This is a genomic window from Neobacillus sp. plas4, from assembly GCF_057221695.1.
In genome coordinates this window covers 1,493,615-1,520,493 of the sequence record NZ_CM170152.1, presented here as the reverse complement: position 1 = coordinate 1,520,493, position 26,879 = coordinate 1,493,615, and the positions used below count along the sequence as shown (strand labels likewise).

The 26,879-nt window shown below is 37.1% G+C and carries 29 protein-coding genes; 8 read left to right on the top strand and 21 right to left on the bottom strand.

The genetic code is table 11. The annotated features are described in order from the left end of the window. Window positions 1-18: 18 nt before the first annotated feature. From AC2TFD_RS07595 to hemE, 6 genes are all read right to left on the bottom strand, one after another. Window positions 19-405 (bottom strand): GNAT family N-acetyltransferase, encoded by a 387-nt coding sequence (locus AC2TFD_RS07595; protein WP_335519403.1) that lies wholly within the window; start codon window positions 403-405, stop codon window positions 19-21. Window positions 406-550: 145 nt separating this feature from the next. Further along, complete coding sequence (lplA, locus tag AC2TFD_RS07590) at window positions 551-1,537, bottom strand: lipoate--protein ligase (RefSeq protein WP_335569621.1); 987 nt, start codon at window positions 1,535-1,537, stop codon at window positions 551-553. A 17-nt stretch (window positions 1,538-1,554) separates the two neighbouring features. Continuing rightward, window positions 1,555-2,289 carry an MBL fold metallo-hydrolase gene (locus tag AC2TFD_RS07585; protein WP_335569620.1) on the bottom strand — a complete coding sequence of 245 codons (735 nt, stop codon included), beginning with the start codon at window positions 2,287-2,289 and terminating at the stop codon, window positions 1,555-1,557. A gap of 94 nt (window positions 2,290-2,383) precedes the next feature. Further along, window positions 2,384-3,802, bottom strand: a complete 1,419-nt coding sequence (hemY, locus tag AC2TFD_RS07580) for a protoporphyrinogen oxidase (protein ID WP_484675376.1) — start codon at window positions 3,800-3,802, stop codon at window positions 2,384-2,386. Window positions 3,803-3,834: 32 nt separating this feature from the next. Next, window positions 3,835-4,767: a ferrochelatase gene (gene hemH, locus AC2TFD_RS07575; protein WP_335517689.1), complete on the bottom strand. Its 933-nt coding sequence runs from the start codon at window positions 4,765-4,767 to the stop codon at window positions 3,835-3,837. Between the two features lie 140 nt (window positions 4,768-4,907). Further along, window positions 4,908-5,954 (bottom strand): uroporphyrinogen decarboxylase, encoded by a 1,047-nt coding sequence (gene hemE / locus AC2TFD_RS07570; protein WP_335517692.1) that lies wholly within the window; start codon window positions 5,952-5,954, stop codon window positions 4,908-4,910. Between the two features lie 275 nt (window positions 5,955-6,229). Here hemE and AC2TFD_RS07565 point away from each other — a divergent pair, with 275 nt between their 5' ends. Continuing rightward, complete coding sequence (locus AC2TFD_RS07565; RefSeq protein WP_335569619.1) at window positions 6,230-7,627, top strand: hypothetical protein; 1,398 nt, start codon at window positions 6,230-6,232, stop codon at window positions 7,625-7,627. A gap of 532 nt (window positions 7,628-8,159) precedes the next feature. Here the strand turns inward: AC2TFD_RS07565 and AC2TFD_RS07560 are convergent. Further along, on the bottom strand, window positions 8,160-8,789 hold the full coding sequence (locus AC2TFD_RS07560) for a phosphatase PAP2 family protein (protein ID WP_335517694.1): 630 nt from the start codon (window positions 8,787-8,789) through the stop codon (window positions 8,160-8,162). Window positions 8,790-8,925: 136 nt separating this feature from the next. On the opposite strand from AC2TFD_RS07560, the gene AC2TFD_RS07555 reads away from it, so the two are divergent. Then, window positions 8,926-10,104: a M20 family metallopeptidase gene (locus AC2TFD_RS07555; RefSeq protein WP_335569618.1), complete on the top strand. Its 1,179-nt coding sequence runs from the start codon at window positions 8,926-8,928 to the stop codon at window positions 10,102-10,104. A 20-nt stretch (window positions 10,105-10,124) separates the two neighbouring features. Here AC2TFD_RS07555 and AC2TFD_RS07550 read toward each other — a convergent pair whose 3' ends face one another. The 3 genes from AC2TFD_RS07550 to AC2TFD_RS07540 are packed head-to-tail and all read right to left on the bottom strand — an operon-like array spanning window position 10,125 to window position 12,840. Beyond that, window positions 10,125-10,847: an EcsC family protein gene (locus tag AC2TFD_RS07550; protein ID WP_335517699.1), complete on the bottom strand. Its 723-nt coding sequence runs from the start codon at window positions 10,845-10,847 to the stop codon at window positions 10,125-10,127. Window positions 10,848-10,895: 48 nt separating this feature from the next. Continuing rightward, window positions 10,896-12,107 (bottom strand): ABC transporter permease, encoded by a 1,212-nt coding sequence (locus tag AC2TFD_RS07545; RefSeq protein ID WP_335569617.1) that lies wholly within the window; start codon window positions 12,105-12,107, stop codon window positions 10,896-10,898. Beyond that, window positions 12,100-12,840 (bottom strand): ABC transporter ATP-binding protein, encoded by a 741-nt coding sequence (locus AC2TFD_RS07540; protein WP_335517705.1) that lies wholly within the window; start codon window positions 12,838-12,840, stop codon window positions 12,100-12,102. The genes AC2TFD_RS07545 and AC2TFD_RS07540 overlap by 8 nt, the downstream gene beginning before the upstream one ends. Before the next feature lie 581 nt (window positions 12,841-13,421). On the opposite strand from AC2TFD_RS07540, the gene AC2TFD_RS07535 reads away from it, so the two are divergent. Both AC2TFD_RS07535 and AC2TFD_RS07530 read left to right on the top strand, forming a co-directional pair. Further along, entirely contained in the window at window positions 13,422-13,841 is a 420-nt protein-coding gene (locus AC2TFD_RS07535) for an HIT family protein (RefSeq protein ID WP_335520165.1), read from the top strand. Window positions 13,842-13,979: 138 nt separating this feature from the next. After that, window positions 13,980-14,507 carry a tryptophan transporter gene (locus AC2TFD_RS07530; RefSeq protein WP_335520167.1) on the top strand — a complete coding sequence of 176 codons (528 nt, stop codon included), beginning with the start codon at window positions 13,980-13,982 and terminating at the stop codon, window positions 14,505-14,507. 52 nt (window positions 14,508-14,559) lie between these two features. On the opposite strand, the gene yhzF is transcribed toward AC2TFD_RS07530, so the two are convergent. Beyond that, window positions 14,560-14,748 carry a membrane protein YhzF gene (gene yhzF / locus AC2TFD_RS07525; protein WP_335520169.1) on the bottom strand — a complete coding sequence of 63 codons (189 nt, stop codon included), beginning with the start codon at window positions 14,746-14,748 and terminating at the stop codon, window positions 14,560-14,562. Between the two features lie 251 nt (window positions 14,749-14,999). On the opposite strand from yhzF, the gene AC2TFD_RS07520 reads away from it, so the two are divergent. Continuing rightward, window positions 15,000-15,575: an HTH-type transcriptional regulator Hpr gene (locus AC2TFD_RS07520; RefSeq protein ID WP_335520170.1), complete on the top strand. Its 576-nt coding sequence runs from the start codon at window positions 15,000-15,002 to the stop codon at window positions 15,573-15,575. Here the strand turns inward: AC2TFD_RS07520 and AC2TFD_RS07515 are convergent. Beyond that, window positions 15,572-15,916, bottom strand: a complete 345-nt coding sequence (locus AC2TFD_RS07515) for a DUF1878 family protein (RefSeq protein WP_335520173.1) — start codon at window positions 15,914-15,916, stop codon at window positions 15,572-15,574. The two genes, AC2TFD_RS07520 and AC2TFD_RS07515, sit on opposite strands and share 4 nt — an antisense overlap. A gap of 223 nt (window positions 15,917-16,139) precedes the next feature. Between AC2TFD_RS07515 and AC2TFD_RS07510 the strand changes: the two genes are divergently transcribed. Then, window positions 16,140-16,319, top strand: coding sequence for a hypothetical protein (locus tag AC2TFD_RS07510; protein ID WP_335569615.1), 180 nt, complete (start codon window positions 16,140-16,142; stop codon window positions 16,317-16,319). Between the two features lie 73 nt (window positions 16,320-16,392). On the opposite strand, the gene AC2TFD_RS07505 is transcribed toward AC2TFD_RS07510, so the two are convergent. Both AC2TFD_RS07505 and AC2TFD_RS07500 read right to left on the bottom strand, forming a co-directional pair. After that, a complete protein-coding gene (locus tag AC2TFD_RS07505; RefSeq protein ID WP_335512118.1) occupies window positions 16,393-16,479 on the bottom strand; it encodes a YjcZ family sporulation protein in 87 nt (28 codons plus the stop codon). 60 nt (window positions 16,480-16,539) lie between these two features. Next, window positions 16,540-16,629, bottom strand: a complete 90-nt coding sequence (locus tag AC2TFD_RS07500; RefSeq protein WP_335512113.1) for a YjcZ family sporulation protein — start codon at window positions 16,627-16,629, stop codon at window positions 16,540-16,542. Between the two features lie 334 nt (window positions 16,630-16,963). On the opposite strand from AC2TFD_RS07500, the gene AC2TFD_RS07495 reads away from it, so the two are divergent. Next, a complete protein-coding gene (locus AC2TFD_RS07495; protein ID WP_335512111.1) occupies window positions 16,964-17,827 on the top strand; it encodes a peptidylprolyl isomerase in 864 nt (287 codons plus the stop codon). 52 nt (window positions 17,828-17,879) lie between these two features. Here AC2TFD_RS07495 and AC2TFD_RS07490 read toward each other — a convergent pair whose 3' ends face one another. The 6 genes from AC2TFD_RS07490 to AC2TFD_RS07465 form a co-directional block, all read right to left on the bottom strand. Beyond that, on the bottom strand, window positions 17,880-18,068 hold the full coding sequence (locus tag AC2TFD_RS07490; protein WP_335512110.1) for a sporulation YhaL family protein: 189 nt from the start codon (window positions 18,066-18,068) through the stop codon (window positions 17,880-17,882). Between the two features lie 114 nt (window positions 18,069-18,182). Further along, a complete protein-coding gene (gene yhaM, locus AC2TFD_RS07485) occupies window positions 18,183-19,127 on the bottom strand; it encodes a 3'-5' exoribonuclease YhaM (RefSeq protein ID WP_335512108.1) in 945 nt (314 codons plus the stop codon). 40 nt (window positions 19,128-19,167) lie between these two features. Next, the gene (locus AC2TFD_RS07480; protein WP_335569614.1) at window positions 19,168-22,170 is read right to left on the bottom strand and encodes an ATP-binding protein; all 3,003 of its coding nucleotides are present in this window, start codon (window positions 22,168-22,170) and stop codon (window positions 19,168-19,170) included. 16 nt (window positions 22,171-22,186) lie between these two features. Then, complete coding sequence (locus tag AC2TFD_RS07475; protein WP_335512104.1) at window positions 22,187-23,407, bottom strand: metallophosphoesterase family protein; 1,221 nt, start codon at window positions 23,405-23,407, stop codon at window positions 22,187-22,189. A gap of 113 nt (window positions 23,408-23,520) precedes the next feature. Continuing rightward, window positions 23,521-24,774, bottom strand: a complete 1,254-nt coding sequence (locus AC2TFD_RS07470) for an ABC transporter permease (RefSeq protein ID WP_335512102.1) — start codon at window positions 24,772-24,774, stop codon at window positions 23,521-23,523. After that, on the bottom strand, window positions 24,767-25,666 hold the full coding sequence (locus AC2TFD_RS07465; protein WP_335569613.1) for an ABC transporter ATP-binding protein: 900 nt from the start codon (window positions 25,664-25,666) through the stop codon (window positions 24,767-24,769). Before AC2TFD_RS07465 ends, AC2TFD_RS07470 begins: the two co-directional genes overlap by 8 nt. A 117-nt stretch (window positions 25,667-25,783) precedes the next feature. On the opposite strand from AC2TFD_RS07465, the gene AC2TFD_RS07460 reads away from it, so the two are divergent. Next, a complete protein-coding gene (locus tag AC2TFD_RS07460) occupies window positions 25,784-25,969 on the top strand; it encodes a YhzD family protein (RefSeq protein WP_283864138.1) in 186 nt (61 codons plus the stop codon). 51 nt (window positions 25,970-26,020) lie between these two features. Here the strand turns inward: AC2TFD_RS07460 and AC2TFD_RS07455 are convergent, their stop codons facing one another. Then, window positions 26,021-26,812 (bottom strand): enoyl-CoA hydratase, encoded by a 792-nt coding sequence (locus tag AC2TFD_RS07455; RefSeq protein WP_335512097.1) that lies wholly within the window; start codon window positions 26,810-26,812, stop codon window positions 26,021-26,023. Window positions 26,813-26,879 lie beyond the last annotated feature (67 nt).

The window sequence follows — 26,879 nt, the reverse complement described above, 5'->3', positions numbered from 1 at the left end:
TGCTCCTCTTTTTTCTATTTACCGTAATCTTTTTTCCACAGGGGTTAAGCTTCTCCCTTTAGCTGTGGCTATAAAACCATTCTTTAAGTAGTGATTCAAGGAATATGGTGTACATTTTGCCTTAATTAAGTCCTTGTTTAGGGTAAATACAAATTTATCCCTTTCTTCAAATAAACGTCTATATATTCCTTTACTTCTGTAATCTTTTCGAACAAAGTCAGTATTATAATAAACATATTCCCTTCTTAAAACACATGAAACAATACCAACTACTTCGTCTCCCATTTTTGCCCCAAACCAAATGGTATTCTCAGTATTTCTTACCCTCATTCGTCCTTTAATCACATAAGGTACTATAGGAGCAATTTCTTCAAAAGTCATGCGAGAGACGGTGAGTTCTTCCATAAACATCCACTCCAGTAAGATTTTAAATACGGTTAAGATTAAGTACTTGTCTAATATATATATGAACGGATGTAAACTGTGTTTGTGTTAACCTACCGGTTGAAGGGCCTAAAAAAAACGATGATTTTCATCATCGTTTCAAATACTAATAAATTAAATTGATTAATTCTTCTTTGGAGACATTTCCAAAATAAAAGGTTGTATCAATATCCTTTAGTGCTGTTTCCAAATCGCCTTTTTCATAGCGAACACCTTTGAGTTTATTCTCAATATTACTTACATCCCCCACACCAAAAAAGTCACCATATATTTTACAATTCTCAATGACTCCTCTTTCAACATCTAAGCGCACATCAATCTGCCCTACAGGGAAACGATGGGAATGCTGAAGATTAAACTTTGGAGATTTACCGTAGTTCCAATCCCAGTTTTGATAACGTTCCTTTGAAATTTGGTGAATCTTCTCCCAATCCTCTTCCGTTAATATATATTCCGTTATTTCTTTTCCTTGGAAAATATATTTTAGCAGTGACGAACGGAACTCTTCGATATCGATTTTTTCTTTCAAAAATTCAGAAATATTAGCCACTCTGCTGCGGATTGACTTAATTCCTTTAGATTCAATTTTATCCTTTTTCACCCTTAAGGCGGAGACAATATGTTCCATTTCTGAATTAAAAAGGAGAGTTCCATGAGTAAACATCCGGCCTTTTGTAGAAAATTGTGCATTGCCGGAGATTTTCCTTCCTTCAGCCAAGATATCGTTTCTCCCGCTTAATTCAGCGTTGACCCCCATTTGTTTAAGAGCAGTAATCACCGGCTCAGTAAACTTTCGGAAATTGTGAAAACTATCCCCATCATCTTTTGTAATAAAGCTATAATTTAGGTTGCCAAGGTCATGATATACTGCGCCGCCGCCAGACAGCCTGCGCACTACATGGATACCGTTCCTCTCAACATACTCGGTATTAATTTCTTCTACTGAGTTTTGGTTCTTCCCAATGATGATAGATGGCTCATTTATGTAAAATAATAAATACGTATCATTTATATCAAGATTTTTTAACGCATATTCTTCTATCGCTAGATTTATACGCGGGTCGGTAATTCCTTTATTATCAATAAATAACATACTGCCTTTTCTCCTTCTTATACTAAAATGGTTTGAAATTCATCTGCTAGTTTTATTATACCAGTATATTCAGTATTTGCTTCACTGATAAGCTTTGATGAGTCCCCGTAATGTGGAAGATGGGTTAGAATTAATTGTTTAACACCTGCTTTTTCTGCAAATCTCCCAGCATCAATGCTGTTCATATGACCTGCAGATTTCCCGTCTTGATGCTGATAAAAATTACATTCACATAGTAATAGATCTGCGCCTTTACCAAACTCAATAAATTCTTCTTTATAGGAACTATCACCTGTGTACACGAGTGTCTTCCCGTTTGCTTCTATTCTCATTGCATAACAAGGAACTGGATGATTGGTTTTCAGAAAAGAAACTTGAAATGGTCCAACAGAAAGTACACTATTGGGATCATAGTTTATTCCCTTTGTAATGTCTTTATAGGTCAGTTTCGTAAATTCCGCCTGGTCGAAGGAGTGGCCATAGAGAGGTAATGTTGGGAAACTCTTGTCTAGAAAGCCCTGAATTAGCCTTGCATGCTGTAAAACCCCAATGTCAGCGATATGATCGGGATGATAGTGAGAAAGTATCACGGCATCCAGCTCCTCAGGTTCGATAATATTTTGCAGCTTGCTAAGAACACCACTGCCACAATCAATCAGCAGATTAAATCCATTATGCTCAAGTAAATACCCTGAACTTGCACCATTCTTTTTTGGGTATCCTCCCCAATAACCTATTATTGTAAGTTTCATCTAAACTACCCCCTCTTGATTTTTCATACCTTTACTATACTTGAAAAAGCTGCGAATAAAAAAGAAGCTATTCTCAAAAATAGCTTCTGGTTCATTATTTCACATTTAAATATTCTAATACACCTTTTACAGCTTCCTCACCTTGGTCAATACAATCAGGAAGTCCAACACCGCCAAAGGATGCACTGGCTAAAAAGACGCCTGGCAGATCTGTTTTTATATGGCCTCTAATGGTCTCCAGCCGCTGTTTATGTCCAACTGTATATTGCGGCATTGAATCTTTCCAGCGTGAAACAACTGCAAATTCAGGCTGCATTCCTATATCCATCGTTCTGCTCAAATCATCAAGAACAATCTTTATAATTCTGTCATCAGAAAGATCAACAATCGTTTCATCTCCAGCTCTTCCAACATAACAGCGAAGGAGAACTTTGCCTTTCGGAGTGGAATGAACCCATTTTTTGTGTGTCCAGGTGCAAGCTGTAATAGAATAATCTCCATTTCTCGAAACGACAAACCCAGTTCCATCAATGTCCTTTTTTATTGCTTCCTCTGGTAACGCTAAGGCAACCGTAGCAACCGATGTAGATGGAACTGACTTAAACGGTTCAAAGAATTCATAGTCCGAAAACATAGATTGTGTAATTTTATGCGGTGTTGCAGCAACAATAGAATCCGCTGTCATTGTTTCACCGTTATTTAAGTAAAGCTTGTATTGTTTATTTGTCCTTGTAATTTTATCAACCCGGTGTCCTTTCAGTATTGAGTCAGGGTCAAGTTTTGCTTCAATTGCTTCCGCAAAGGATTGGAGACCGGTTTTAAAGGTTAAAAATACACCTTTTTTCTTCTCGGCAGGTTCTTCAGTTTTCGATTTTGCCGGTGTGTTTTTTTTCATACCCAAAAGAAGACTACGGTATTTTTGTTCAACCTGATAGAACTGCGGAAAGGTCGACATTAAGCTCATTCGATCAATATCGCCCGCATAAATCCCCGATAATAACGGTTCAATTAGATTTTCAACTACCTCATCGCCTAATCTTCTTCGAAAAAACTCACCTAAAGATTGGTCAACATTACCTGGGGATCTTGGTAAAATAAAATCCGCTGCTGCTCTTAACTTCCCCGGAATCGAAAACAAACCAGTTGTAATAAATGGTCCGAGTTCAGTCGGGATTCCCATTATGGAACCCCCAGGCATTGGATAAAGCTTGTCTTTCACCAAACAATAGGATTTTCCGGTCGAATTTGATACTAATTGATCCTCCATTCCAACTTCCTTTGCCAGCCTGGTCATGCTTGTCTTTCTTGCTAGGAATGAATCAGGACCTCTTTCAATAATAAAACCATCTCTAATAACGGTTTGCATTTTACCTCCGAGACGGTGAGATGCTTCAATCAGTTTAATCTCAAGAGGCAGCTTTTTTTCGTTTATTATTTTTTGAAGGTAGTATGCGGCAGTAAGCCCTGCAATACCTCCACCAATAATCGCTACCTTCTGTTTTTCTTCCGCCACGGATGTCACCCTACTTTCGTTTCAGATCAATATCAGTTTGCTAATTTTTTTAAAATGACTGATGTCATTGCTTGGATTAAATCATCATGTGCGTTAGGCATTTTAGGGCGATAATAACTTGCTCCTACTTCCTTTGCTGCCATTCTGCACTCATAATCGTTGTCATAAAGAACCTCTAAGTGTTCACATACAAAGCCAACAGGTGCATAAACAAATGCCTTATATGGATATTCTTTAGCCAAAGTCTTAGTTAAATCTTGAACATCTGGTCCCAGCCAAGGTTCTGGCGTATTCCCTGCGCTTTGCCAGCCGATTGCATAATTCGTTATCCCAGCTTGCTTTGCAATCAAATCTGCTGTTTCCTGAAGTTGATTTGGATATGGGTCACCAAATTGCAAAATCTTTTCTGGAAGACTGTGGGCGGAAACAATCAACATCGCATGATCTTTTTCTTCCTGCGGCATATGGTCATATATTTCTTTGATTTTTCCCGCCCAGTAATGAATAAATTTAGGTTCAGCATACCAGCTGTCAACGGAAGTAATAGCAATACCACCGAGTCTTTCTGCTTCTTCCTTGGCTCTATTATTATACGACTTAATGCTAAACGTTGAGAAATGAGGCGCCAAAACAATACTTACTGCCTCTTCAATTCCATCAGCATGCATTTGTGCAACTGCATCCTCGATAAATGGTTCAATATGCTTTAAGCCAAGATACATTTTAAATTCAATCTTATCTTGTACTGTGTTAATATGCTCTTCTAATGTTTTTGCCTGTTCGAGAGTAAGCTTTGCTAAGGGAGAAATTCCGCCAATAGCTTCATAGCGATTCCGTAACTCTTCTAACATTTCGAGAGTTGGCTTCCTGCCATGCCGAATATGTGTATAATAACGTTCCAAGTCATCTAAAGTATATGGGGTCCCGTAAGCCATTACTAGTAATCCCATTCTCTTTTTAGTCATCTGGTGCACCTCTTTTAAAGTCTAGTTTCCTCAAATCAAGGATTTAGAGGGCCTCTAATTAGTTAGGGCCCTCCTTCTTTTTTCGCATATTATATTGTGCCAAAAAATAATCTATTTTACCATTATTACCACTTGAGTATTTAATTGCTGCGTTTAGACGCAGAATACTCATGGACAAACGATGTTAATCTCTTCAAGGTTGCTGGATTTACGGATGGGAACACACCATGGCCAAGATTAAAGATATAGCCCCCCTGAGCCATGCCTTGATCTAAAATTGCTTTAGCTCTTTCTTCAATTACATCCCAAGGTGCTAACAGTATTGCTGGATCAAGATTACCTTGTACCGTTTTTTGAATTCCCATTTGTCTCGCTTGTTGAATCGGCAAACGCCAGTCCAATCCAACCACATCAATCGGAAGGTCATTCCACTCCAGCGCTAAATGACTCGCGCCGACTCCAAACATAATAAGTGGAACATTTTCTTCTTTTAGTTCTGTAAAAATTCTGTTCATAACCGGTTTAATAAAATAGCGATAGTCCTCTACATTTAATGCCCCGACCCAGGAATCAAAAATTTGTATCGCTTTAGCTCCTGCTTTAATTTGTGATTTTACATATGTAATAATCATATCAGCAAGTTTATCCATCAAAGCAAACCAAGCTTTTGGCTCAGAATACATAAATGCTTTTGTTTTATTGTAATTTTTTGATGGTCCTCCCTCAATCATGTAACTAGCAAGCGTAAATGGAGCCCCAGAAAATCCAATTAAGGGTACAGACAATTGTTCTTGAGTTAATATTTTTATCGTATCTAAAACATAAGATACGTCCTCTTCCGGATGAAGTTCACCAAGTTTTTCAACATCAGCTAAGGAAGTGATTGGATTATCAATAACTGGACCAATACCAGATTTAATTTCTACTTTCATCCCCATTGCTGGAAGTGGAGTCATAATATCTTTATAAAGAATAGCAGCATCTACATTATACTGCTCTACTGGCAGACGGGTAACATACGCACATAACTCAGGCTGATGAGTAATTTCAAACAAAGAGTACTTTTCTTTAATTTCTCTATACTCTGGCTGAGAGCGACCTGCTTGACGCATGAACCAAACTGGAACATGGTCAGTTTTTTCTCCTCTTGCAGCTTTTAAGAATGTTTCGTTTATTTGCTTTGACATGTAAATAAATCCACCTTTCAAAAGACCTGTCTCATTCATTTTAATATATGTAGCTTAAAATAACCAACTTCATAGAGTATAGCACTGTTTTCACTATATCGATTAATCCTATTTGTGTATAGGTTAAGATGGAAAGTGTCAAAGAAAAGTCGTTTTTACAGATTAAATTTTCCTTGGAATCCCTTTCACCACTTTATTGCAGATTCATATTCTGTATTACATCCAAAGGGCGAATACCTATTTTTCGTCCTTAGATGATGAAAGGAGGTCATTGTATGCTTATCGAACTGTCAGCTCTTCATTGGATATATGTTGTCTTTATTGCCCTTATTATCGGATTTATGGTAAAACGAAGAGATACTACACTTATTTGTATTTTAGGGATATTCCTCATTGCTGTCACCGCAACAGGATCCTTAAGCAGTTCAGTTAGTAGTATTTTCAACAGTTTTATTTATGCGATTACGGAGTTATTATCAACCATCTTAGTTATATCAATCATTGTAGCTATGAGTAAAACACTAACTTCTACTGGTATCAACGATGTGATGATTTCACCTTTTACAAGATTGATCCGCAACCCGGCACTCGCCTATTGGACCATTGGTATATTAATGATGGTCATTTCATGGTTCTTCTGGCCTTCGCCAGCAGTTGCTCTTCTAGGTGCTGTGCTGCTTCCTGTAGCGCTGCGGGCAGGTCTGCCTGCTTTGGGTGTTGCCATGGCAATGAACTTGTTTGGACATGGGATCGCTCTATCAGGCGATTTTGTCATTCAAGCTGCACCAAAATTAACCTCTGATGCTGCCGGAATTCCAATCGGTGATGTCATTAGTGCTAGTATTCCTTTAGTTTTCACGATGGGGATAGTAACTACGATTGCTGCCTTTTATTTTCTAAAACGAGATATGAAAAACGGTTTACTTCAGCCAACCCCGTATGTTCCTGTCGATTCAGACTTAGAAACAACTTCTGAGAAGAACCTGCTATCCATTGGACAAAAGCGATTCCTTGCGATTCTCGTGCCAATATTATTTGCAGTTGATGTAGCAGCTATGTTTATCCTTGAACTGACTGGCGGGGAAGCTACTGCTTTAGTTGGCGGGACATCTATTTTTATTCTTCTTCTAATTACCATGGTAAGCCATAAAAACAAGGGGCTAGAAAAGACAACTAGCTATTTAATTGAAGGCTTCACCTTTGGTTTTAAGGTTTTTGGACCTGTCATCCCAATTGCTGCCTTCTTCTATTTAGGTGATGCTGGTTTTGGAAAAATCATTGGGGACTTTTTACCGGACGGATCTCAAGGAATTGTAAACGACCTAGGTATTGCATTAGCGAATATCGTACCTTTAAGTAAAGTGGTCGGAGCGGTGACACTTACTACTGTAGGGGCTATTACAGGTTTGGATGGCTCAGGATTTTCTGGAATATCACTCGCTGGTTCAGTCGCAGGTTTATTTGCTGTTGCGATTGGCAAAGGTGTTGCCACTCTGACTGCACTTGGGCAAATTGCCGCTATTTGGGTAGGTGGCGGAACATTGGTACCTTGGGCATTAATCCCTGCTGCAGCTATCTGTAATGTTGATCCATTTGAATTGGCAAGGCGAAACTTACTACCAGTAATCATTGGACTGGTGGTCACCACAATTGTGGCAATGTTTTTGATATAAAGGCGGGGTTAATATTTACGGTGATATCTGGACAGCGACATCAAAGATTGATGAGGGACAAATCAGGAGATTCCTCAACGAGTTTTGTCCTTCATAACCAGGATGAAGGACAAATCAGGAGATTTCTCAACGAGTTTTGTCCTTCATAACGAGGATGAAGGACAAATCAGGAGATTCTTCAACGAGTTTTGTCCTTCATAACCAGGATGAAGGACAAATCAGAAGATTCTTCAACGAGTTTTGTCCTTCATAACGAGGATGAAGGACAAATCAGGAGATTCTTCAACGAGTTTTGTCCTTCATAACCAGGATGAAGGACAAATCAGGAGATTCCTCAACGAGTTTTGTCCTTCATAACTAGGATGAAGGACAAATCAGAAGATTTCTCAACGAGTTTTGTCCTTCATAACGAGGATGAAGGACAAATCAGAAGATTCTTCAACGAGTTTTGTCCTTCATAAAGTATTTTTGGAAAATAATCAACATCAATCTTTAACAAAGCCAATTTAAAAAGAGGCATGCAGCCTCTTTTTTATTTTCTATTTAATCTCTTCTTAAAGTAAGTGTAAATATAAATGGACAACATCAACCAAACATAACCAAAGGCAAATCCGCCAATGACATCGGTCGGGTAATGTACTTGAAGAATGACACGACTTGCACCAATCAGCAATAGTAACAATACAGTGATGGTCACAACCATTCTTTTAGCAGACGCAGAATTCAGCCCTTCAATCACCAGGTACGCAATAAAGAAATAAAACGTTAATCCCACCATGGCATGTCCACTAGGAAAGCTTAAACTATCCACATGTGCTAAGTGTTCGAGCTCAGGTCTTGGACGTGCAATCCACTCCTTTAAAAGCTTGTTCACTTCATTTCCTAGCGCAGTTGAAAGTGCAATAGCTGCTGCTCCCAAAAAGTGCCGTTTTATTAACAATAACCACACTAATACAACCAATGCAACAATTCCAATCCCCTTTTTATCCCCTAACTCAGTCAACAGGAGAAAAAATGGGTTTAAGCTGTCAGGTACATAGGCAAATAAGTCCGCGAGTCTTTCATCTACCCAAAAAGTTTCGTTTGCAGCCACTTTCATAGAAATATAAATTGATATAATAATTGCTAGAAATAACAATATGTAGGTACTTTTACTTTTCATAAGCCTTAAGTAATCCTTTCTTTAATAAAATACTTTAAAATTATAATGGTAATATAGATAAAAATCTACTTTATAGTAAAAAGGTGTTAAAATAGTTTGAAAATACGATTTATTTTATGGTCAGGGGGTTAATAAAATGATAAATCAATTGTTTGCAAAATTAGAAGATTACTATGAAGAAATGGTTTCGATCCGCAGGTTTATGCATCAGCACCCAGAACTGTCCTTTCAAGAATATAACACAGCCCAGTTTGTAAAGGAGTTCTACGAAAACCTTGGAATAGCTGTAAAAGGTAATGTAGGGGGTAACGGGGTCGTAGCAAGAATTAATGGGAAACTTCCCGGTAAAACAGTTGCCCTCAGGGCAGATTTTGATGCACTTCCTATTCAGGATGAAAAAGAAGTACCATATAAATCATTAGTCCCTGGAGTCATGCATGCATGTGGACATGATGGTCATACTGCAACCCTTCTCGTGTTAGCCAAGGTATTAAATGAGTTGAAGGATGAGCTCAAAGGAAATTACGTCTTTATCCACCAGCACGCTGAGGAATATGCACCAGGCGGGGCGGTCACAATGATTGAAGATGGTTGTCTAGATGGTGTGGATGTCATTTTTGGAACTCATTTATGGGCAAGTGAACCGACCGGTACCATCCAATATCGAACAGGTCCCATTATGGCGGCAGCTGATCGTTTTGAAATTGAAATTCAAGGTAAAGGCGGGCATGGAGCTCAGCCACATAAGACAAAGGATGCCATCGTCACGGCTTCCCAGCTTGTTATCAATCTACAGCAAATCGTCAGCCGGAAGGTAAACCCTGTTGAATCTGCGGTCGTCACAGTTGGCTCATTTTTAGCTGATAATGCCTTTAACGTGATTGCAGATAAGGCGAAGATTATTGGAACCGTCCGTACCTTCAACGATGAAGTTCGCCAGTTCATAGAAGAAGAAATTGATAGAATTATCAAGGGCACTTGCTATCTTTCTGATAGCACGTATAACTATTTGTTTGAAAGAGGTTATCCAGCAGTAGTTAACCATGCAAAAGAAACAGAATTTCTTAAAGCTTCTGCTAGGGAAATTCCCGAGATAATCCATATTGAAGAATCGGAACCGCAAATGGGTGGAGAGGATTTTTCTTATTACTTAAAGAAAGTACCGGGCACCTTCTTTTTTACTGGTGCAAAGCCGCCTGGTAAAGACTCATCCTACCCCCACCACCATCCAAAATTTGATATTGATGAAAAGGCAATGTTAATTGCTGCCAAAACACTTGGTACTGCAGCCATTCGGATTCACCAATCTGAGTAAAAATAAAGCCCCTGACATTATTAAAGTTCAGGGGCCTTTTTAAGTATTCTTAACCGATAGGCATTCATTGCAGTCTCGCCCAAATGTTTTAGCAGATTGTTATTGGCATAAGCGCCAACGAAGGCACCGATACCCGGCACTAGCTGGAACATCTTTACCAGATCAATATAGTCTCTGTATTCTTGTTGAAATTTTCGCCAATCCATTTCAACAAGGGATTGCTTTCTCTTCTCCCAGTTTTCGATTTCAGATAATGTTTCTCGACGAATCTCATCACTTGAAAATGCCAACTGGAAGATATGGAGAATAAATAGCCGTTCTTCAAATTCTTTCGTGTTAAATCCATATATAGCAGCCGCTTCAAAGAGAAATTTCATTTTAATCGATAGAAGTAAAGGAAAATCAGCAAGGCCAAGCAGAATTCCACCTGCTCCCGTCCCTGCCCCTTCAACCAGTGCAGTTTTCTGAAAGACAGCCGTTTTTTTTCGCATTAATTCATCTCGTTCTGCTAGTGTTAATCCAGCAGCTTGATTTTTGTTGGTCGTTAATTGCGAACCAAATAATGTTGTTTTGACCATACCCTTAATGCTTTCAGTCATCATGTTATGGACTTTTTCAGGGATCATTTCATTTATTTTGCCTTGAGCTTTTTTAGATATTCGATTCATCATCCCAGAACGTCTTGTTAATTTTCTTTTCCAGTCTTCTACTTCGTCATATACTTTTAACTCATATTCATTCATGCTTCACTCCCCCTCAGCAAAAAGATATTAGTTTTTTTAAAAATACATTCATGCTTTTAGTCTTTTCTTACTATAAAAATGAACAAATAAATAACTAAACAGCAGTCCTGTCAGGAGGATGATTCCCGTAAACATCCATTGCCCTTTTATCAATAGAACCAAGGCAAACACGGAGGTTTGAATGAAAAGAATGTTCCTAAGAATCGTATGGAAAGCCTCAGTTTTATATGTTTGAGAAACTGGATATAAGTCAATCCAAAGCTTGTTTTGGTGATGATACCATAATGGTAAAAGCTGGAATCCAGTTAAATAAAGAAACAAAAGAGAGAAAACTAATTGCCCTGCTCCAAAGGAGATAAAATACAGTGCAATTGCACCAATGACCGTTAATCGAATAAACAGTCCTAAATAATCTGATGACCTCAAGAATGTCCTAGCAAATAAATAAAGATACGTATTATTTTGCGTAAAGGAAATCGAATGAATAAACAAGTCCAGCCATTTTCTTCTTTTCACTGTATCCTTTAATTTCGGTACATCTGTAAATAAATTGGCTAACCGATAAAAGGAAGCCATCCGTTTCTCTTCTTGAGCTATAAGCAAATCCCACTTCAATCCCATTTTCTTCGTTTTACTATTAAAGGAGAAATAATAAAACGCCAAAATGAATGCAAATATCAATAAAAATAAAATATTTGCATTGCTAAAAAGTAAAAAGGTAAATAAAACATTTATGAAATAGCGGACAAACATGTCCCAAATATAAACTGAAGGCTGCACATAGTAGTGAATCCTCCAATTGACTGCAATATTCCAGGCTTTCATAATCAACAAGGCCAGGAAGAAAATAAAAAATGATTGAAATCCGTTTACGCTCACATGTGCGTACAATGGCATCAATACAGCAAGGAACATTAATAAAATATATCCTTGAAAGACTAGACTAATCAACCCAGAGCGTAAAAAGTATCCTTTTAACCTTGATTCGAGTGGAATTAAAAATACTTGGTCTGCTTCTAATAAAAAAGTATATACAGGGCTGTGGGTTAAAATAATTCCTAATATCAATGCAATAATAATCTCAGCAGGAAAATTTAGTGATAATGTTTTTATCCAATTTTGGTAATAAAATGCAGCTGTACCAATTAAAAATAGCAGGACGACCATCAAATGGCCATTTAATATATATCGAAGATAAACGCCAAATTCTTTTAAACGATGGACTGCCCTGTCTTTCCAGAGCTTCTTATCATCAAACATAATTCTCTTCCTTCGTTAATTGGATATATAAATCATCTAATGAAGCAGCTGGCATCGCGAATTGTTTACGGAGTTCGTTAAGCGTACCTTTTGCACGAACTTTCCCCTCATGAAGAATAACGAAGCGATCACAGTATTTTTCTGCTGTGGAAAGAATATGAGTTGACATTAAGATTCCTGCACCGTTATCTTTCATTTTTTTCATTAAATCAAGCAGCGATTGAATTCCTAGCGGGTCTAATCCAACAAATGGCTCATCAACAATGTAAAGTGAGGGCTGTACCAAAAAAGCACACATAATCATTACCTTTTGTTTCATCCCTTTTGAAAAATGTGCCGGGAACCATTTCATTCTTTTTTCCATACGAAACTCAGCTAATAACCTCTCTATTCTTGTTTCATATGTAGTTTTATCTAATCCATACGCCATAGCCGTTAAAGTTAAATGCTCTTCAAGGGTAAGTTCCTCGTATAACACTGGTGTCTCGGGAACAAAGGTAAACATTTTCCGGTAAACTTCTTTATCTTCATGAATGGAACGTCCCTTTATCTTCACATTGCCCCGATGAGGCTCCATTAAACCGATAATATGTTTAATGGTGGTACTTTTCCCTGCACCGTTTAAACCGATTAATCCCACCAATTCTTTTTCATTCACTTCAAATGTTACGTCTTTAAGTACAGGATTCCTTGTGTATCCACCTGTTAGGTCTTCAATCGATAATAAAGACATGTGTAAGTCCCTCCATATCATAATTACCTTACATTTTACCAAATCACCTTTGATAAAAATAGGATTTCAAATTCTTATTACTTTTTTGTATATTTCTGTTCAAACGGGTTATCATAATATTCGAAGGGGAAACACCTACTCGATGAAGTGATTCATCAAAAATTTGAAATGAGGTGTCTGTCAAAGACATTTTACTTTTCAAACACGCAGATTCTAAACGTTTCAAATAAGGGGATGGTTGTTTTGCACAAGTTGCCTGGTAACCATTTAGAGTTCATGTAACACCAGCTATTTATTAAAAAAATAAATGAGGTGTTTACGGCAGATTATCATCCGTTTTTATAAGTTGAAAAATACTTTAAAAACAACATAGGGGATGGTCAGCTTGAACAATGATTACTCTTTATAAAAAACACTAAATTGTCAAATGAGGTGTTTATCAAAGGTAATTCCCGAATGAACGTATAGTTTGAAGCAATTCCCCTTCGAGAGGACAGGATTCCATGCGGATCCTGTCTTTCTTTTTTATTGTCATTTAATATGGTAAAATACGGATTAAAATAAAGGAAGGGGCTTTTAAAATGAGTGATTGTATTTTTTGTAAAATCGTGACAGGGGACATCCCAGCAGCAAAAGTATTTGAAAATGAACATGTCTTAGCCTTTCTAGATATTAGTCAAGTAACAAAAGGACATACTCTCGTTATCCCTAAAGTACATAAAGAGAATGTTTTTGAACTCACTCCTGATATCGCTAAAAACCTTTTCGAAGCTGTACCTGCAATAGCCAATGCACTAAAGAAGGAATATCATCCGCTTGGTTTAAACCTTGTGAATAACAATGGCGAGGCAGCCGGGCAAACTGTTTATCATTTCCATATGCATTTAATTCCGCGCTATGGACAAGGGGACGGATTTGGGGCCGTTTGGAAATCCAATACGAGTGATTATACATCTCAAACGTTAAAAGAAATGGCAGAAAATATTAGCAAGCATTTATAAAGGATAATAAATTATCTGAAAATTACTTCTTTATTATTTTGATATTCCTGTGCTATAATGATAACAAGTTTTTCGCTGTAGACATTTAGCGTACTACAGGAGAGGCAAATAGCTAGTTTAGCAGAGGAGAGATAAGAAATGAATACAAAGAATCTAGTAGTCCTATCACTTTTAGCAGGAATTGGTGTTGTTTTGCATACCGTAATGCCAGCATTTCTAACCATTAAACCAGACATGATGCTGGCTATGATGTTTTTAGGAATTATTCTTATTCCAGAAATAAAGAGTGTTATGCTTTTATCAATTGTAACTGGAGGATTATCTGCCCTTACAACGGGATTTCCTGGCGGCCAGCTTCCTAATATCATTGATAAGCCAATAACAGCCTTAATATTTTTTGGATTATTTTTGGCATTAAAGCAATACCGTAATTCTATTATTAGTGTTGCTGTCCTAACTGCTATTGGGACGTTAGTTTCTGGCTCCATCTTTTTAGGATCAGCAAATTTAATTGTAGGCTTGCCAGGTCCTTTCACAGCACTATTTGCTGCAGGTGTTTTACCCGCAATTGCGCTGAATACAATTGTTATGGTTATTTTGTATCCAGTTGCTCTTTCAGTTGCTAAAAGAACGAAGCCGTCAACGTCTATCACCATTTCAAAATAAGAAGCAGAAAAAGAACCGAAAAGGTTCTTTTCTGCTATAAACGTAGTAACAATCAAATGCTTGATAACAGAATGGACAGAATTAAAAAAAGTGCTCCACCCCCAGCTAATGAAGAAGCCCGTTTTTTTAATACTTGCTTAGGTGGATAAAATCCGGGTCTTTTTAAAGATAGAATATTCCAAATAGCGCTGGCAAAGAGCAATAGACTTAACAAAAAAAGAATGGTTATCACGCTTTTCATATACAACCCCCTTATGAATACCAAAGCTGCTACTACGATTTATATGATATAGTGTCCTTCCCTATGTTTTTCTATATGGAATATTCAAAAAGTTGGAATTATTAAGGGAAAAAAAGTAAAATAAAAAAGAAATACTTTTTCAAGTAGAAAAAATCATAATTTCTAAAAATTTTGTGAATTTATATCTTTATTAATTTTTATTTTATTGGCATAATGTTAATAGAGAAATAAAAAAGTAGGTGAAATTGGGGATGTCGGAGAAACAGTATTCAATGAAAGAAGCGATGCTATTTAGCCAAAGGATTGCACAATTGAGTAAAGCTTTGTGGAAATCAATTGAGAAGGATTGGCAGCAATGGATTAAGCCTTATGATTTAAATATTAATGAACATCATATCCTTTGGATCGCATACCATTTAAATGGGGCTTCAATTTCGGATGTGGCAAAGTTTGGGGTCATGCATGTCTCAACAGCGTTTAATTTTTCAAAAAAGTTAGAAGAAAGAGGTTTGCTAACATTTTCAAAGAAAGAGAACGACAAACGGAATACGTATATTCAACTCACCCCTCAAGGTGAAGATATCTTTCTGCGAATAATGGAATCCTATCATCCAACAGGTAATGCTGCGTATACAGGTGCATTGCCATTAAGAGATCTGTATGGGAAGTTTCCCGATATTATTGAAATGATGGCAATTGTTCGTAATATATATGGTGATGATTTCATGGAAATCTTTGAACGTTCTTTTCATAATATTGAAACAGAATTTAATGAAGATGATGGTAAACTTAAGAAGACAGAGAAAACAGAACAAGAACTCTCTTAGTCATTGAGGCATTTATTAAACTCTAGAAAAAGAGTTTCGTAAAGGTGCTGCCTTAAACATGATTGAACAACTTCTTTCGCGTCAAGTTCTGCTGGCAATGAATTTAAAAACTCGATGAAAAGCGGATGAAAATGGATAAAACCTTCCGCTTTTTGTTTTTCCATTTTTTTGTTCAAATCCTCACAAATCTCATTAAATGCCTGCACTTCCTGTTCTGATATCCCCTTCTCAATTACCAATCTATAAAAATCAAGGTTGGGGGCAGCTAACATTTTTAACAGCAACTTTTGATGATATTCAAGAAGTTGCACTCGAGATTGTAGTTCAACTAATTTATCCATTTACTTTGACCTCCTGACTCTTGTTCTAAATTATCATACGTTCATTATTTACCTTTTCAAGCTGGAAATAAACCTTTTTGTTTAAATAGTTTTGCAGCATTGTTTATTTTAAATTAATAAAAATTCATTTACTACTTTTCTACCATTCTTTTTAACTATCTTTTTCTGTAAATTTTTGATAATGTAATAAGCATATAAACGAACATCAGGGAGGGAATCGTTGATGATCTCCGTATTTATTGTTTTCGCCATCTTTATTTTGTTTTATGTTAACAAAATGACTAATTCCCTTTGTATTCAAAAGGATATTCCAGAGGAACGTCAGCATAAAGTATTTCGCACAATAAATATATTAGTCACCATATTACTGATTTCATCCTATGTAGAAATTTTGTATACATAGGTTTACCATCATGTAATTCTGTCTGAACAAAAAATAAGAGCGATGAGAAAATTCTCATCGCTTTTTATTCAGCTTATAGCCAAGATGCTCCAATAATGATTAGCAAGATGAAAAGGACTACAATTAACGCAAATCCCCCACCGTGGAATGTTCCAGACACACAATCCTCCCCTTCCTTAAACGGTTAAAGCTGTTGTCTGCATCAGATGTTATACATTTATTAAAACCAAGATGCTCCAACAATAATCAATTGAATGAATAGGACTACAATCAATGCAAATCCTGCTCCGTATCCGTGTCCACCACTCATCGTAATACGGCTCCTTTATTACTTACTACGATATACTATTCAAGCTTTATTCATTTCGTCTAGGCTCTTACCTTATTTCTTAGGAAAAAGTCCAATTTTTTCTTTCTGGGTGTTTATCTAATAAGGATAACAGCTTAGTCAAGGGGCAGATGAATAGGTTTTTAGTTATTTCTTAGATATTATCGTATGTATCAATTCCGTATTAGCTTTAGGTAAATGCCCAAAATTTACGAAACAAATACGCAGAATTTTTTTTGCAGTGGTAAGCAATTATGTTATAGTATAGTTTGTGGACAAAAACCCACAAGAATTTACTGTTTAGGAGAGGTTCCTCATGAAAAAATGGATGTTAGCCCTTACATTAGCTGGCGGGGTTATTGCCTTAAGTGCATGTAATCAGAGCGGCAGTTCTACTGTGGCAGAAAGCAAGGCTGGAGATATTACACAGGAAGAACTTTATGAAGCTATGAAGGAAAAGGTGGGTGCACAAGCATTACAACAGCTTGTATATGAAAAAGTCCTTTCCGACAAATACGAAGTAACCGATAAAGAACTGGATGCGAAGGTTGCGGAATTAAAGGAGCAGCTAGGTGAAAATTTCGATGCTGCACTTGCACAATACGGCTATCAGAATGAAGATGACTTTAAAGAAACCATGAAACTTGGTATGTTGCAAGAAAAAGCTGCTATGAAGGCAATAAAAGTAACGGATAAAGAAGTTAAGGAATACTACGATAACTATAAGCCTGAAATAAAGGCTCGTCATATTCTTGTTGAGGATGAGGCAACAGCAAATGAAGTGAAGCAAAAGCTTGATGCGGGCGAAAAATTCGAAGATGTAAGTAACACTTACTCTACGGATGAGGCTGCTAAAGCAAATGGCGGCGACCTAGGCTGGTTTGGTCCAGGAGCTATGGTTCCGGAGTTTGAAGAAGCTGCTTATGCGCTTAAAAAGGATGAAATCAGTGGCCCTGTTCAGACATCACATGGTTACCATATTATTCAAGTAACTGACAAAAAAGAGAAAAAACCATTTGAAGAAATGAAAGGCCAAATGGAAAAAGAATTAAAACAATCAAAACTAACGAATGAAAAAGTAAACGAAATCATGCAGAAAGAAATTAAAGACGCAGATGTAAAAATAAGTGACAAAGACTTAAAGAACGCACTTAATCCTGCTGCTGCAGCACAACAATAACAATTAATAACATAAATTAAAGTAAGAAGGGACATTGCATCCCTTCTTATTTTTATTCTGCCGTGACTCTTTCTCCCTCACGTCTTTCTTTTTCTGCTTCAAGTCGCGTTAAATATATTTCTCCTTCTTTTTCGATATTTTCCATTTCCAATAAGCGTTCTTCCCTGCCTGTTTTGATCGCCATTAACGCACTAATAACAATACCAACCACAACTGCATATACCCAAATAGGAATAGTCAATTTACATTTGCTCCCTTCATTAGCGGTTGTCCACTTTTTACTTAAACATATTCGATTAAAAGCTAAATATTCATCCTACAAGCAAAAAAAATAACCCCGCAGGAGGGTTATCTATTATTTATGAAATACAGGCTTATAGAATGAACGATTATCTAAAGCAAATACTCGTTCAGTGAATTCACCCGGTTTTACACGTTCTAACGCACGGTCAAGCATGTTCATTTTTGCATCGAGATTATCAATATAATGGAGAATTTCAGCTTCTTTAATGAGCGGCGGCTTCGGGCTGCCCCACTCCGCTTTTCCGTGATGGCTTAAAACAAGGTGCTGGAGGATTAATACTTCTTCACCCGCTATCCCGAGTTCTTCAGCAGCTTTCCCTATCTCATTTACCATAATCGTAATGTGACCAAGCAAGTTTCCTTCGACCGTATACACGGTTGAAAGGGGACCTGATAGTTCTACTACTTTGCCCATGTCATGCAAGATAACACCTGCATAAAGCAAGTCTTTATCAAGGCTAGGGTAAAGTGTGGCAATAGATTTAGCTAAATCTAGCATGCTGACAACATGGTATGCCAATCCAGAGACAAACTCATGGTGATTTTTCGTTGCAGCCGGATATTCCAAGAAAGCCTTATTATGTTTCTTCAATAAATGGCGAGTAATTCTCTGGATGTTCGGATTTTTCATTTCAAAAATATATTGTGTCAGTTTGCCAGTCATGTCTTCTCGACTTAATGGAGCTGTCTCAATGAAGTCTTCCAATTTAACGATGTCACTTGGTCCTGTTCTGCGAATCTGTCTAATCTTCAACTGGTTTTTCCCGCGATAATTATGAGTGTCCCCAATAATCTTAACGATTTTTTGCGCCGTATAGTTCTTTTCATCCTCTTCATTGGCGTCCCAGAGTTTCGCTTCTATTTCACCACTTTGATCTTGCAGGATAAGTGTTAAAAACGGCTTTCCATTACTAGCGATTCCTTTTGTGGCACTTTTTATAAGTAAGTACAAATCTACCTGTACGCCTGTATCATAATCTAGGATTCCTTTATTCATCTTTCTCTCCCCTTCCCCGATAGTAAAAGTATAACATTGTCTATGAAATTACTTCGACATGATCTTTATGAAGATGTTGAATATTTTCAGTTTGAAAATGTGGAAGCAAATGTTTGTGACAGGTAAAAAATAAAATTTGGTTCGTTTTTAATGTGGTCAAAAGCTCTATGATCTTTTTGGTTCGGTTCTCATCAAAGTTCACAAAACTATCATCGATGATTATAGGAAAGTGATACTTTTCATATAATGTAGCAGCAAGCGCCAATCTAATAGAAACGTATACTTGCTCTGTAGTTGCTTGACTTAACTCATTTGCTTCAAATAACGTATAGTCACTTCTTTCAATAAGAAAACCTGTTCCTGACTTTTGCAAATGTATACGGTGATACTGTTCCTCAGTTAGAAAATACAGGTATTCCTCTGCCTTTGCCAGCATTCTTGGTAGATGAGCATTTTTATACTTCTCAACCGTTTGTGATAAAATGTTCTGTGCTATGCAGTAAACAGACCAATCTTTGGCTGCGTCTTCTAATTCAAATTTTTTCTGTTTAAAGATATGAAGCAGCTCAGAATAAGATCCTCCCTCTTCAAGGACTTGAATCTGGTAGTTAATCGCAGCTTGTTCTTTTTGCAGTTCAGCTAATTTTGATGATAAGGCTTTTATTTTATCATGATACTGGCTTATTTGTTCATCCACATTATGGATATGTAATAATCTTTCCTGCTCTTTTCCTGTTAGGACCGAGTATTGTAACTGTTTCTTTATATCCGCAAGCCTTTCAATTAGCTTGATTTTCTTTTCAACTTTCCTGCCCAGCTCATAGAATGCCTCTTCATCTACTACATTGGCTTCTTGAAGAAGTTTTTTCCTTTCCAAGATTAGATGTGCTTGCTCCTGCTTCATTTGTTTAAGATCTGCTTCGAAATCCTCAAGCTTTTCTTTCTTCTCTTGACTCTTTATAAGCCTTCCATGTTCTTCCTTTAATTTATCCCGCAGTAAGAAGGCGGTTTTTGCCAAATCATTTCCATGATCAGCTATATATTCTTTTGAGTAAAATGCAAGTCTTTCAGTAATCTTTGACTGTTCAAGGTTGATATTTTCCAATCTTATGAGCAGATGCCTTTTTTCTCTTCCAACTAATTTATATTGTTCAATCAGCTGAAATGCTTCAAGGAAAAACGAATTGGCAATGTATTCAGGGATATTAAGCTCCTTGCTGAGTTTCAATAGCAATTCTTTATTTTCTGCTTCTTCACTTTCCCACTCTTCAAATTTCCGGATTACCTTTTCATATTGGGTTTGCTGCTGCTCAAGCTTTACTTTTAACAGCTGAAGCTTCTCTCTTAGGAGTTGATCCTGATTCAATTTCTCTTGGATGGCTGAGATGTTACTATTTTTAAAAGACCCAAGTTTTTGAATTAACTGTTTTTCCTTTTCTAACAATTGACTTAGCACCTGGCTGATGTCAGTTTCATTTTTAGGATTACGACGATTCCCCAGAAAAGCACCAATGAGGATGCTGCCTAATATTCCCATAACCAATAGTATCCATTGCTGACTATATAATCCGTAAAAGGCTAGCAACAGTAAAAGCACACCGATTACAAGAAATTGTATTTGCTTTTGTTTATGAATTTTTGCAAAAGCTTTTTTTTCTTGCTCATTTGAATGTTGATAATACTCCATTTTGTCTTGGACAGCTTTTAATTCAAGTTCAACTTTTCCTTTTTCTCTCTCTTCAGTAACTAACTTTTCAAGTCTTGCTCTTTCTTGAACTGCTATCACTTTCGTTTCGGCCTTGTGAACTTTTTCTTCTAGTTCCTCCAGCACGTTTTGCTCCTCGCGAAATTTCTCCTCAAGCTCCTGTTTTACTTCCGAAAGCTTTTGCTTTTTTCGAGAAACCTGCTCAACTTGATTTTTCATATAAATATTTGTATTAATGGCAAATATTTCTTCTTCATTCAAAGGTAAGTGCAGTCTTTCGTTAATATTCGAGATTTTATCTTCTAAATCAACTAATTTTAATTCACATTGTTGTTTTTCTAAAGTCAATTGTTCGTAAATGGGAATCTGGTTTAAAGCAGCAAGCAACTGTGACTCGTGTTCAAGAAATTGCTTATCTGGCTTAATCGCTGCAATTTCATTTCTTAATTGCATCACTCTTTCCATTAAACCAGAAATCTGAGCATTATATGGATAGATAAGCTGATTTAACTTTTCTATTCGCTCAACACCTCTAGCAGGAAATGGAATATCCCCTAACGACACAATTTCATTATTGATCCATCTCTCCTCTTTAACGAGTGAATGAATTTTCTGCCATTCATTTAATTTATCTACCTCACCCTTTAGCTCCAGAAGAGAATGACTTATATTCTTTATTTCTGTATTAATTTTTTCTTTATCTGTAATTAACTTCTCGTATTCTTGATTTTTAGCTGCTGCTTTAGTAAGTTCACTGTTAAGTTCATGAACGGCTTTTAGTTTTTCATTTATCACTGGCTTCTTGCCGCTTGGTTTAAAACGGGCCTCTAATTCCTTTTGAAGCTCTGCCTCAGTCTTTGCTAATCGTTCTGTTCCGAGTGTACCAGTAGAAAATAAAAATCTGCCTAGTTCTTCGCCCTTCATTTGGTGGATGTTTTGCAGCCCATGGATATTAAATGAAAAAATGGCTTGGTACAACCCTTTATCCATATTTCCAAGTAATTGTTTAAGCAGTTCCTCATTACCAGTCGTTCCATCCTCTAGCGTTACCGTAACATCTCCGAGAGCCTTACCTCTTATCCTCTCAACCGTTACAAGTCCATGTCCATCAAAGAATATCCTAAGCTTTCCACCATAACTTGACCCATTTTTGGGCTCATAGCGAAGTTCCGAAGATTGTTTTGTTGGGAACCCAAATAATATGCCATGAAGAAATGCCATGATAGTGGATTTCCCTGCTTCATTTTCACCATAGAACACTTGAAAGTCGGACAAATTTTTTATTTCTATGTTATTTAAATGACCAAAGCCATATATGTGTATCTCTTGGATTTTCAACCTTTCCTCTCACCTCCTACTGATATAAAAGCCCAATTAATAGTCTTTCAGCCTTTTCTACTAATTCTTTCTGCTCACTTTCTGTTAAGCCTTTTAAATATTTTCTGCCGCTTTGATGATGTTCATATAATGGCGCTATTGCAGATTCTACATTTTGATAGTTATCTATGGCTGCAAAAAGCTCTGTATAAAAATCCGCTTCATTCATTAGATGTTTTCTATCATGCTCAAGGTTTTGCTGTATGAGTAAGTCAACGATCCAAACAAATGATTGTTCCTCATTTTCATAGTCTAGAAGTAAATCAAGCAGCTCAGTGTCTAAGATTTTTTTCTCGTGACTATCCTCCAAATGAACATTTTTTAGATTCAAGGTTAACAGAGTTCCCCTTCCTGTTTTCCGGAAACGTTCAATCGTAACTTGGCATAATTGCAAGACTTCTTGAAAAGTATGTGCAGAAGCTGCATCGACAGACACTTCTTCCCATACTACATCGGAAGTTTCAATAAATTTAATATTAGCTTCTACTTCATTTAAACAAACATGGTAACAGCCTTTTATCCCAATTTCCTTCCTATTTCGGCCTTGAAGGTTTCCTGGATAGATAATAGGTGGATTTTCAGATAATATTGTGCGTTTATGAATATGACCTAAAGCCCAATAATCAAATTGTTTCTCCATAAGGTCCTTGATTGAGAAGGGAGCGTAATTATCATGCTCCGTCCGACCTCCTTCATTCCCATGAAGCAGTCCAATATGGAAATCCGCGGGCTCGATTTTGTGATAGTCATCGATCCGTTTTTCTAGGATATGTCGCTGTAAATAGCTGAAGCCGTATATATGGACCTTTTCACCGCGTTTTGTATGTAATACCTTCATTTCAACATCACTTCCAAAAAAGTGGACATTTGAAGGCATATCTAGATGAACCCATGAACCATTTAAGTGGTCATGGTTACCGTGTATAATATAAACAGGAATTTCCTTTTGTAAAAGCTTCTTCATTTCATTACGGAAGCGAGATTGAGCCCGTAAGCTTCTGTCTTCACCATCGAATAAATCTCCTGCGACGACAACAAAATCAACGTTGTGATCAATAGCTGCTGCTGTTAGTTTTTTTAAAGCTGCAAACGTACTCTCTCTCACTCTTGAAAGGATGGCAGCAGGTAAATTCTTCAAGCCTACCATCGGACTGTCCAAGTGCAGGTCAGCTGCGTGTATAAATGATATCTGTTTCATAGAATTTCCTTTCAGTGAGTTTTCCTTCATTGTAGCATCCTAAAAAACCGAATGCACGTTCTGGATGAAATTTTTTAAAAAAGCTTTGCCAATTTTGACAAAGCCTCGTGCTTTTATTCTTTTTTTGTTAATTGCAGCGCCTTTTTTATATCTTTGAAAGAATTTGATTTCCCATACATAAGGACTCCCCCACGATAAACACGAGCACCAAATACTGCTAAGAAGGCAATCGTGCCTACTAGGACCGCAATCCCTAATGCAGCCTCCCAAACTGGAATATTCAGCATTCCGACTCGTAAAAACATAATCATTGGGGTGAAAAATGGTATATAGGATGTAATGACGATAAAAGGTGAATCCGGCTTTCCAAGACCAAACATGGCAATCATAAATCCGGCTACCACGAGTAATGTCATAGGAGTAATCATTTGTTGAACATCTTCAATTCTACTGACCAGTGAACCCAAAAAGGCGGCAAGGGTCGCATAGAGGAAATAACCTAGGATAAAGAAAATAACAGCATAGGCAATTGTTGATAAAGATGTATTCCCAAATCCAAATGCATCAAAAAAGCCGCCTTCTAGAGAAGATAAATTCCTTTTTATCGAGAAGTAACCTACAGATAAAAGTACTGCGAGCTGAGTTAAACTTAATAAACCAATACCGAGTATCTTTGCAAACATCTGTTTAATCGGTGATACACTGGATATCAAGATTTCCATCACTCTCGAAGACTTTTCTGTAGCCACTTCCATTGCAATCATATTGGCATACATGATCACTGCAAAATAGATGATGAACAGCAGGACATAAACAAGTCCTCTAGCCTGATTTAATTCTTCTTCTGTTTTGGCATTTTCTTCAAGAGCCGTTTTCTCGAAGGAAACGGGTTCATAGAGTTGCTGGAGCTGCTCTTGTGTTAAGTTGATTTTTGAAGCTGCCAGCGCCGTTTTCATTTGCTGAAGCCCAGTTTGAAGATCGGTAGATAACGTTGAATCTGCTACACTCATCGCTTTATAAGTAGCTTCAGGCAATTGGTCTTGGTCGTAACGCAGCTCGACAACCCCTGTATATTTGCCTTCTTCTACAGCCTTTTCAGCCTCTTTTTCCGTACCGTTAAACTCAGTCAGCTCCAAGTTTTTATTTAAAACGTTCATTTGTTCTTTAAGCGGTGCATATAGCTGACCTGTTTCATCTAACACAGCAACCTTTTCTTTATCACTGCCTTTATCAAAAACCTCAATGATTGAGCTCATGTTGGTCAAACCTAAAGTGATGACTACGGTCAACAAGGTTGTGATCAAAAATGACTTTGTTTTTAATTTACTGAAATACGTATGGAATAAAATAATCCAAAACTTATTCATATGAATCACCTACTTTCTCGATAAAAATATCATTTAAAGAAGGTTCTTCCAGGTCAAATTTCCGAATGAATCCTTTGTTTACTATATCCTTAAGTATTTTTTCTGCAATGTATTCTCCCTCAATTTGGAGATGGATTCCCTCTGAAGTAGACCTTGACTTAACCACACCGGAGAAATTTTTTAGCGAATCCAATGGAAAATCGGCATGAATCACTAAATTCTTCTTACCAAATGCACGTTTGATTTCTTTTAATGAACCATGTACAACCGGAGATCCTTTATGCATAATACAAAGGTGCTCACACATCTCTTCCACATGGTGCATCTGGTGGCTTGAAAAAACAATGGTCGTTCCATTTTCCTTTAGTGAGAGCACAGCCTCTTTGAGCATTTCAACATTAACAGGATCCAAACCGCTGAAAGGCTCATCAAGAATTAATAATTTTGGTTTATGTATGACCGCGGCAATGAACTGAATTTTTTGTTGGTTTCCTTTTGAGAGCTCTTCTACTTTTTTATTTTCATACTCAGGGACTTTAAATCTCTCCAGCCAGAATTTCAATTCGGAGACTGCCTCGCTTTTTGGCATTCCTCTTAATCTTGCCAAGTAAACGATTTGGTCGCTAACCTTTAATTTTGGGTATAAACCTCTTTCTTCTGGAAGGTAGCCAACTAAATGGCTGGTTGAATAATTAATCGGCTTGTCGTCCCAAGTAATTCGTCCGCCGCTAGCATCCAGCAGTCCTAAGATCATTCGAAACGTTGTTGTCTTCCCGGCACCGTTGGCCCCTAAAAAGCCAAACATTTCTTTTTCAGGTATAACGATGGATAAATCCTTAACGGCCGTAAAGTCGCCGAATCGTTTTGTTACATGGTCAAGTTTTAATACCATACAAATTCCCCCTTCAGAATTTACTATACGTTATTCATCTGGTAAAGTTTCACTTTTGCAAAATACCAAGAATTATGGGAATATTATAATATTAACAGGTATTTAGGAGGAGTAAAAATGAAAACTTACAAGTTAACTGCATTTGAAGCAAATGGAGAAAAAATAGTTGATGAAGCCATTCAAGCTGAACATGATGAGGCAGCAAAGGAATTGGCTGAAAAATTATTAGCTGAAAAGAATTTACTAGAGAAAACACATCGTTTCACATCACCAAGCGGGAAACTATTATTGTTCCATTCCTAGTCTTTTAAAAAGAAAAAAGAAGCGATTTCGCTTCTTTTTTCTCTATTTTATTTATTTTCCAATAAATTTTGCTGGTCTCTTTTCTATAAATGCCCGCATTCCTTCTTGGTGGTCGAATGTTCGACGCATATTTAGCTGACCATGCTTTTCTAGTTCTAATAGTTTTAATAGCTGCGGCCGATTCATGTCAGCTAGTATTTTTTTTGTTTTAATCATCGCCTGCACGGGACGGCTAAGCCATTCAGATAGTCTAGCTTCTAGGACATCTTGCAAATCTCCAGCAGCCACCTCCTGAATTAACCCCATTTCTAAGGCTTCCTGTGCATTCATCATTTTCCCTTCCCAAATTACCTGTTTTGCCTTAATTTCTCCCAATCTTTTTTCTAAAAAGAAATGGGAACCCCCATCTGGTATTAAACCAATTCCAATAAAATTCATGGCCAGTTTGCTGGTATTGTCGGCTATAATGTGATCAGTAGCCAGCGCAAGACTGAATCCAAGGCCTGCAGCTGGACCATTTACAACACTAATAGTCAGTTTTGGAATACTATAAAGTGTAATAATTAATTCACTAATAGAATCCATTACCGGGAAGAATTCGCTTTCACTCAATTCAGAAAGCATGGTTTTAATATCTCCGCCTGCTGAGAACGCTCTGCCGCTTCCTGTTAACACTACAACATCGATGTCATCTGATTCAGCAATTTCTTTAAGCTTGCTGACTAATCCCCTGATCATGTCACCATCAATTGCATTTAACGCTTCCGGCCTATTCATTTCAACGGTTGCAACCCGGCCGTTTACCCTCACTTTTACCTTATCCGTTACAAAATTGATTGTCACCCCAAACGCCTCCCATTCCTTTACTCACTTCCATTATAGCTTGAATTGATGTGATAAAGAATAAATT

Bases quoted from the DNA above. Each gene is read 5' to 3' on its own strand.
- AC2TFD_RS07565 (WP_335569619.1), top strand. From the start codon at position 6,230: ATGCTTATCGAACTGTCAGCTCTTCATTGGATATATGTTGTCTTTATT.
- AC2TFD_RS07515 (WP_335520173.1), bottom strand. From the start codon at position 15,916: ATGGATAAATTAGTTGAACTACAATCTCGAGTGCAACTTCTTGAATAT.
- AC2TFD_RS07540 (WP_335517705.1), bottom strand. From the start codon at position 12,840: ATGTCTTTATTATCGATTGAAGACCTAACAGGTGGATACACAAGGAAT.
- AC2TFD_RS07500 (WP_335512113.1), bottom strand. From the start codon at position 16,629: ATGAGTGGTGGACACGGATACGGAGCAGGATTTGCATTGATTGTAGTC.
- lplA (WP_335569621.1), bottom strand. From the start codon at position 1,537: ATGTTATTTATTGATAATAAAGGAATTACCGACCCGCGTATAAATCTA.
- AC2TFD_RS07510 (WP_335569615.1), top strand. From the start codon at position 16,140: ATGATCTCCGTATTTATTGTTTTCGCCATCTTTATTTTGTTTTATGTT.
- AC2TFD_RS07555 (WP_335569618.1), top strand. From the start codon at position 8,926: ATGATAAATCAATTGTTTGCAAAATTAGAAGATTACTATGAAGAAATG.
- AC2TFD_RS07535 (WP_335520165.1), top strand. From the start codon at position 13,422: ATGAGTGATTGTATTTTTTGTAAAATCGTGACAGGGGACATCCCAGCA.
- AC2TFD_RS07530 (WP_335520167.1), top strand. From the start codon at position 13,980: ATGAATACAAAGAATCTAGTAGTCCTATCACTTTTAGCAGGAATTGGT.
- AC2TFD_RS07465 (WP_335569613.1), bottom strand. From the start codon at position 25,666: ATGGTATTAAAACTTGACCATGTAACAAAACGATTCGGCGACTTTACG.
- AC2TFD_RS07520 (WP_335520170.1), top strand. From the start codon at position 15,000: ATGTCGGAGAAACAGTATTCAATGAAAGAAGCGATGCTATTTAGCCAA.
- AC2TFD_RS07585 (WP_335569620.1), bottom strand. From the start codon at position 2,289: ATGAAACTTACAATAATAGGTTATTGGGGAGGATACCCAAAAAAGAAT.
- AC2TFD_RS07495 (WP_335512111.1), top strand. From the start codon at position 16,964: ATGAAAAAATGGATGTTAGCCCTTACATTAGCTGGCGGGGTTATTGCC.
- AC2TFD_RS07560 (WP_335517694.1), bottom strand. From the start codon at position 8,789: ATGAAAAGTAAAAGTACCTACATATTGTTATTTCTAGCAATTATTATA.
- AC2TFD_RS07595 (WP_335519403.1), bottom strand. From the start codon at position 405: ATGGAAGAACTCACCGTCTCTCGCATGACTTTTGAAGAAATTGCTCCT.
- AC2TFD_RS07460 (WP_283864138.1), top strand. From the start codon at position 25,784: ATGAAAACTTACAAGTTAACTGCATTTGAAGCAAATGGAGAAAAAATA.
- AC2TFD_RS07550 (WP_335517699.1), bottom strand. From the start codon at position 10,847: ATGAATGAATATGAGTTAAAAGTATATGACGAAGTAGAAGACTGGAAA.
- yhaM (WP_335512108.1), bottom strand. From the start codon at position 19,127: ATGAATAAAGGAATCCTAGATTATGATACAGGCGTACAGGTAGATTTG.
- hemH (WP_335517689.1), bottom strand. From the start codon at position 4,767: ATGACTAAAAAGAGAATGGGATTACTAGTAATGGCTTACGGGACCCCA.
- AC2TFD_RS07475 (WP_335512104.1), bottom strand. From the start codon at position 23,407: ATGAAACAGATATCATTTATACACGCAGCTGACCTGCACTTGGACAGT.
- AC2TFD_RS07470 (WP_335512102.1), bottom strand. From the start codon at position 24,774: ATGAATAAGTTTTGGATTATTTTATTCCATACGTATTTCAGTAAATTA.
- AC2TFD_RS07545 (WP_335569617.1), bottom strand. From the start codon at position 12,107: ATGTTTGATGATAAGAAGCTCTGGAAAGACAGGGCAGTCCATCGTTTA.
- yhzF (WP_335520169.1), bottom strand. From the start codon at position 14,748: ATGAAAAGCGTGATAACCATTCTTTTTTTGTTAAGTCTATTGCTCTTT.
- hemE (WP_335517692.1), bottom strand. From the start codon at position 5,954: ATGTCAAAGCAAATAAACGAAACATTCTTAAAAGCTGCAAGAGGAGAA.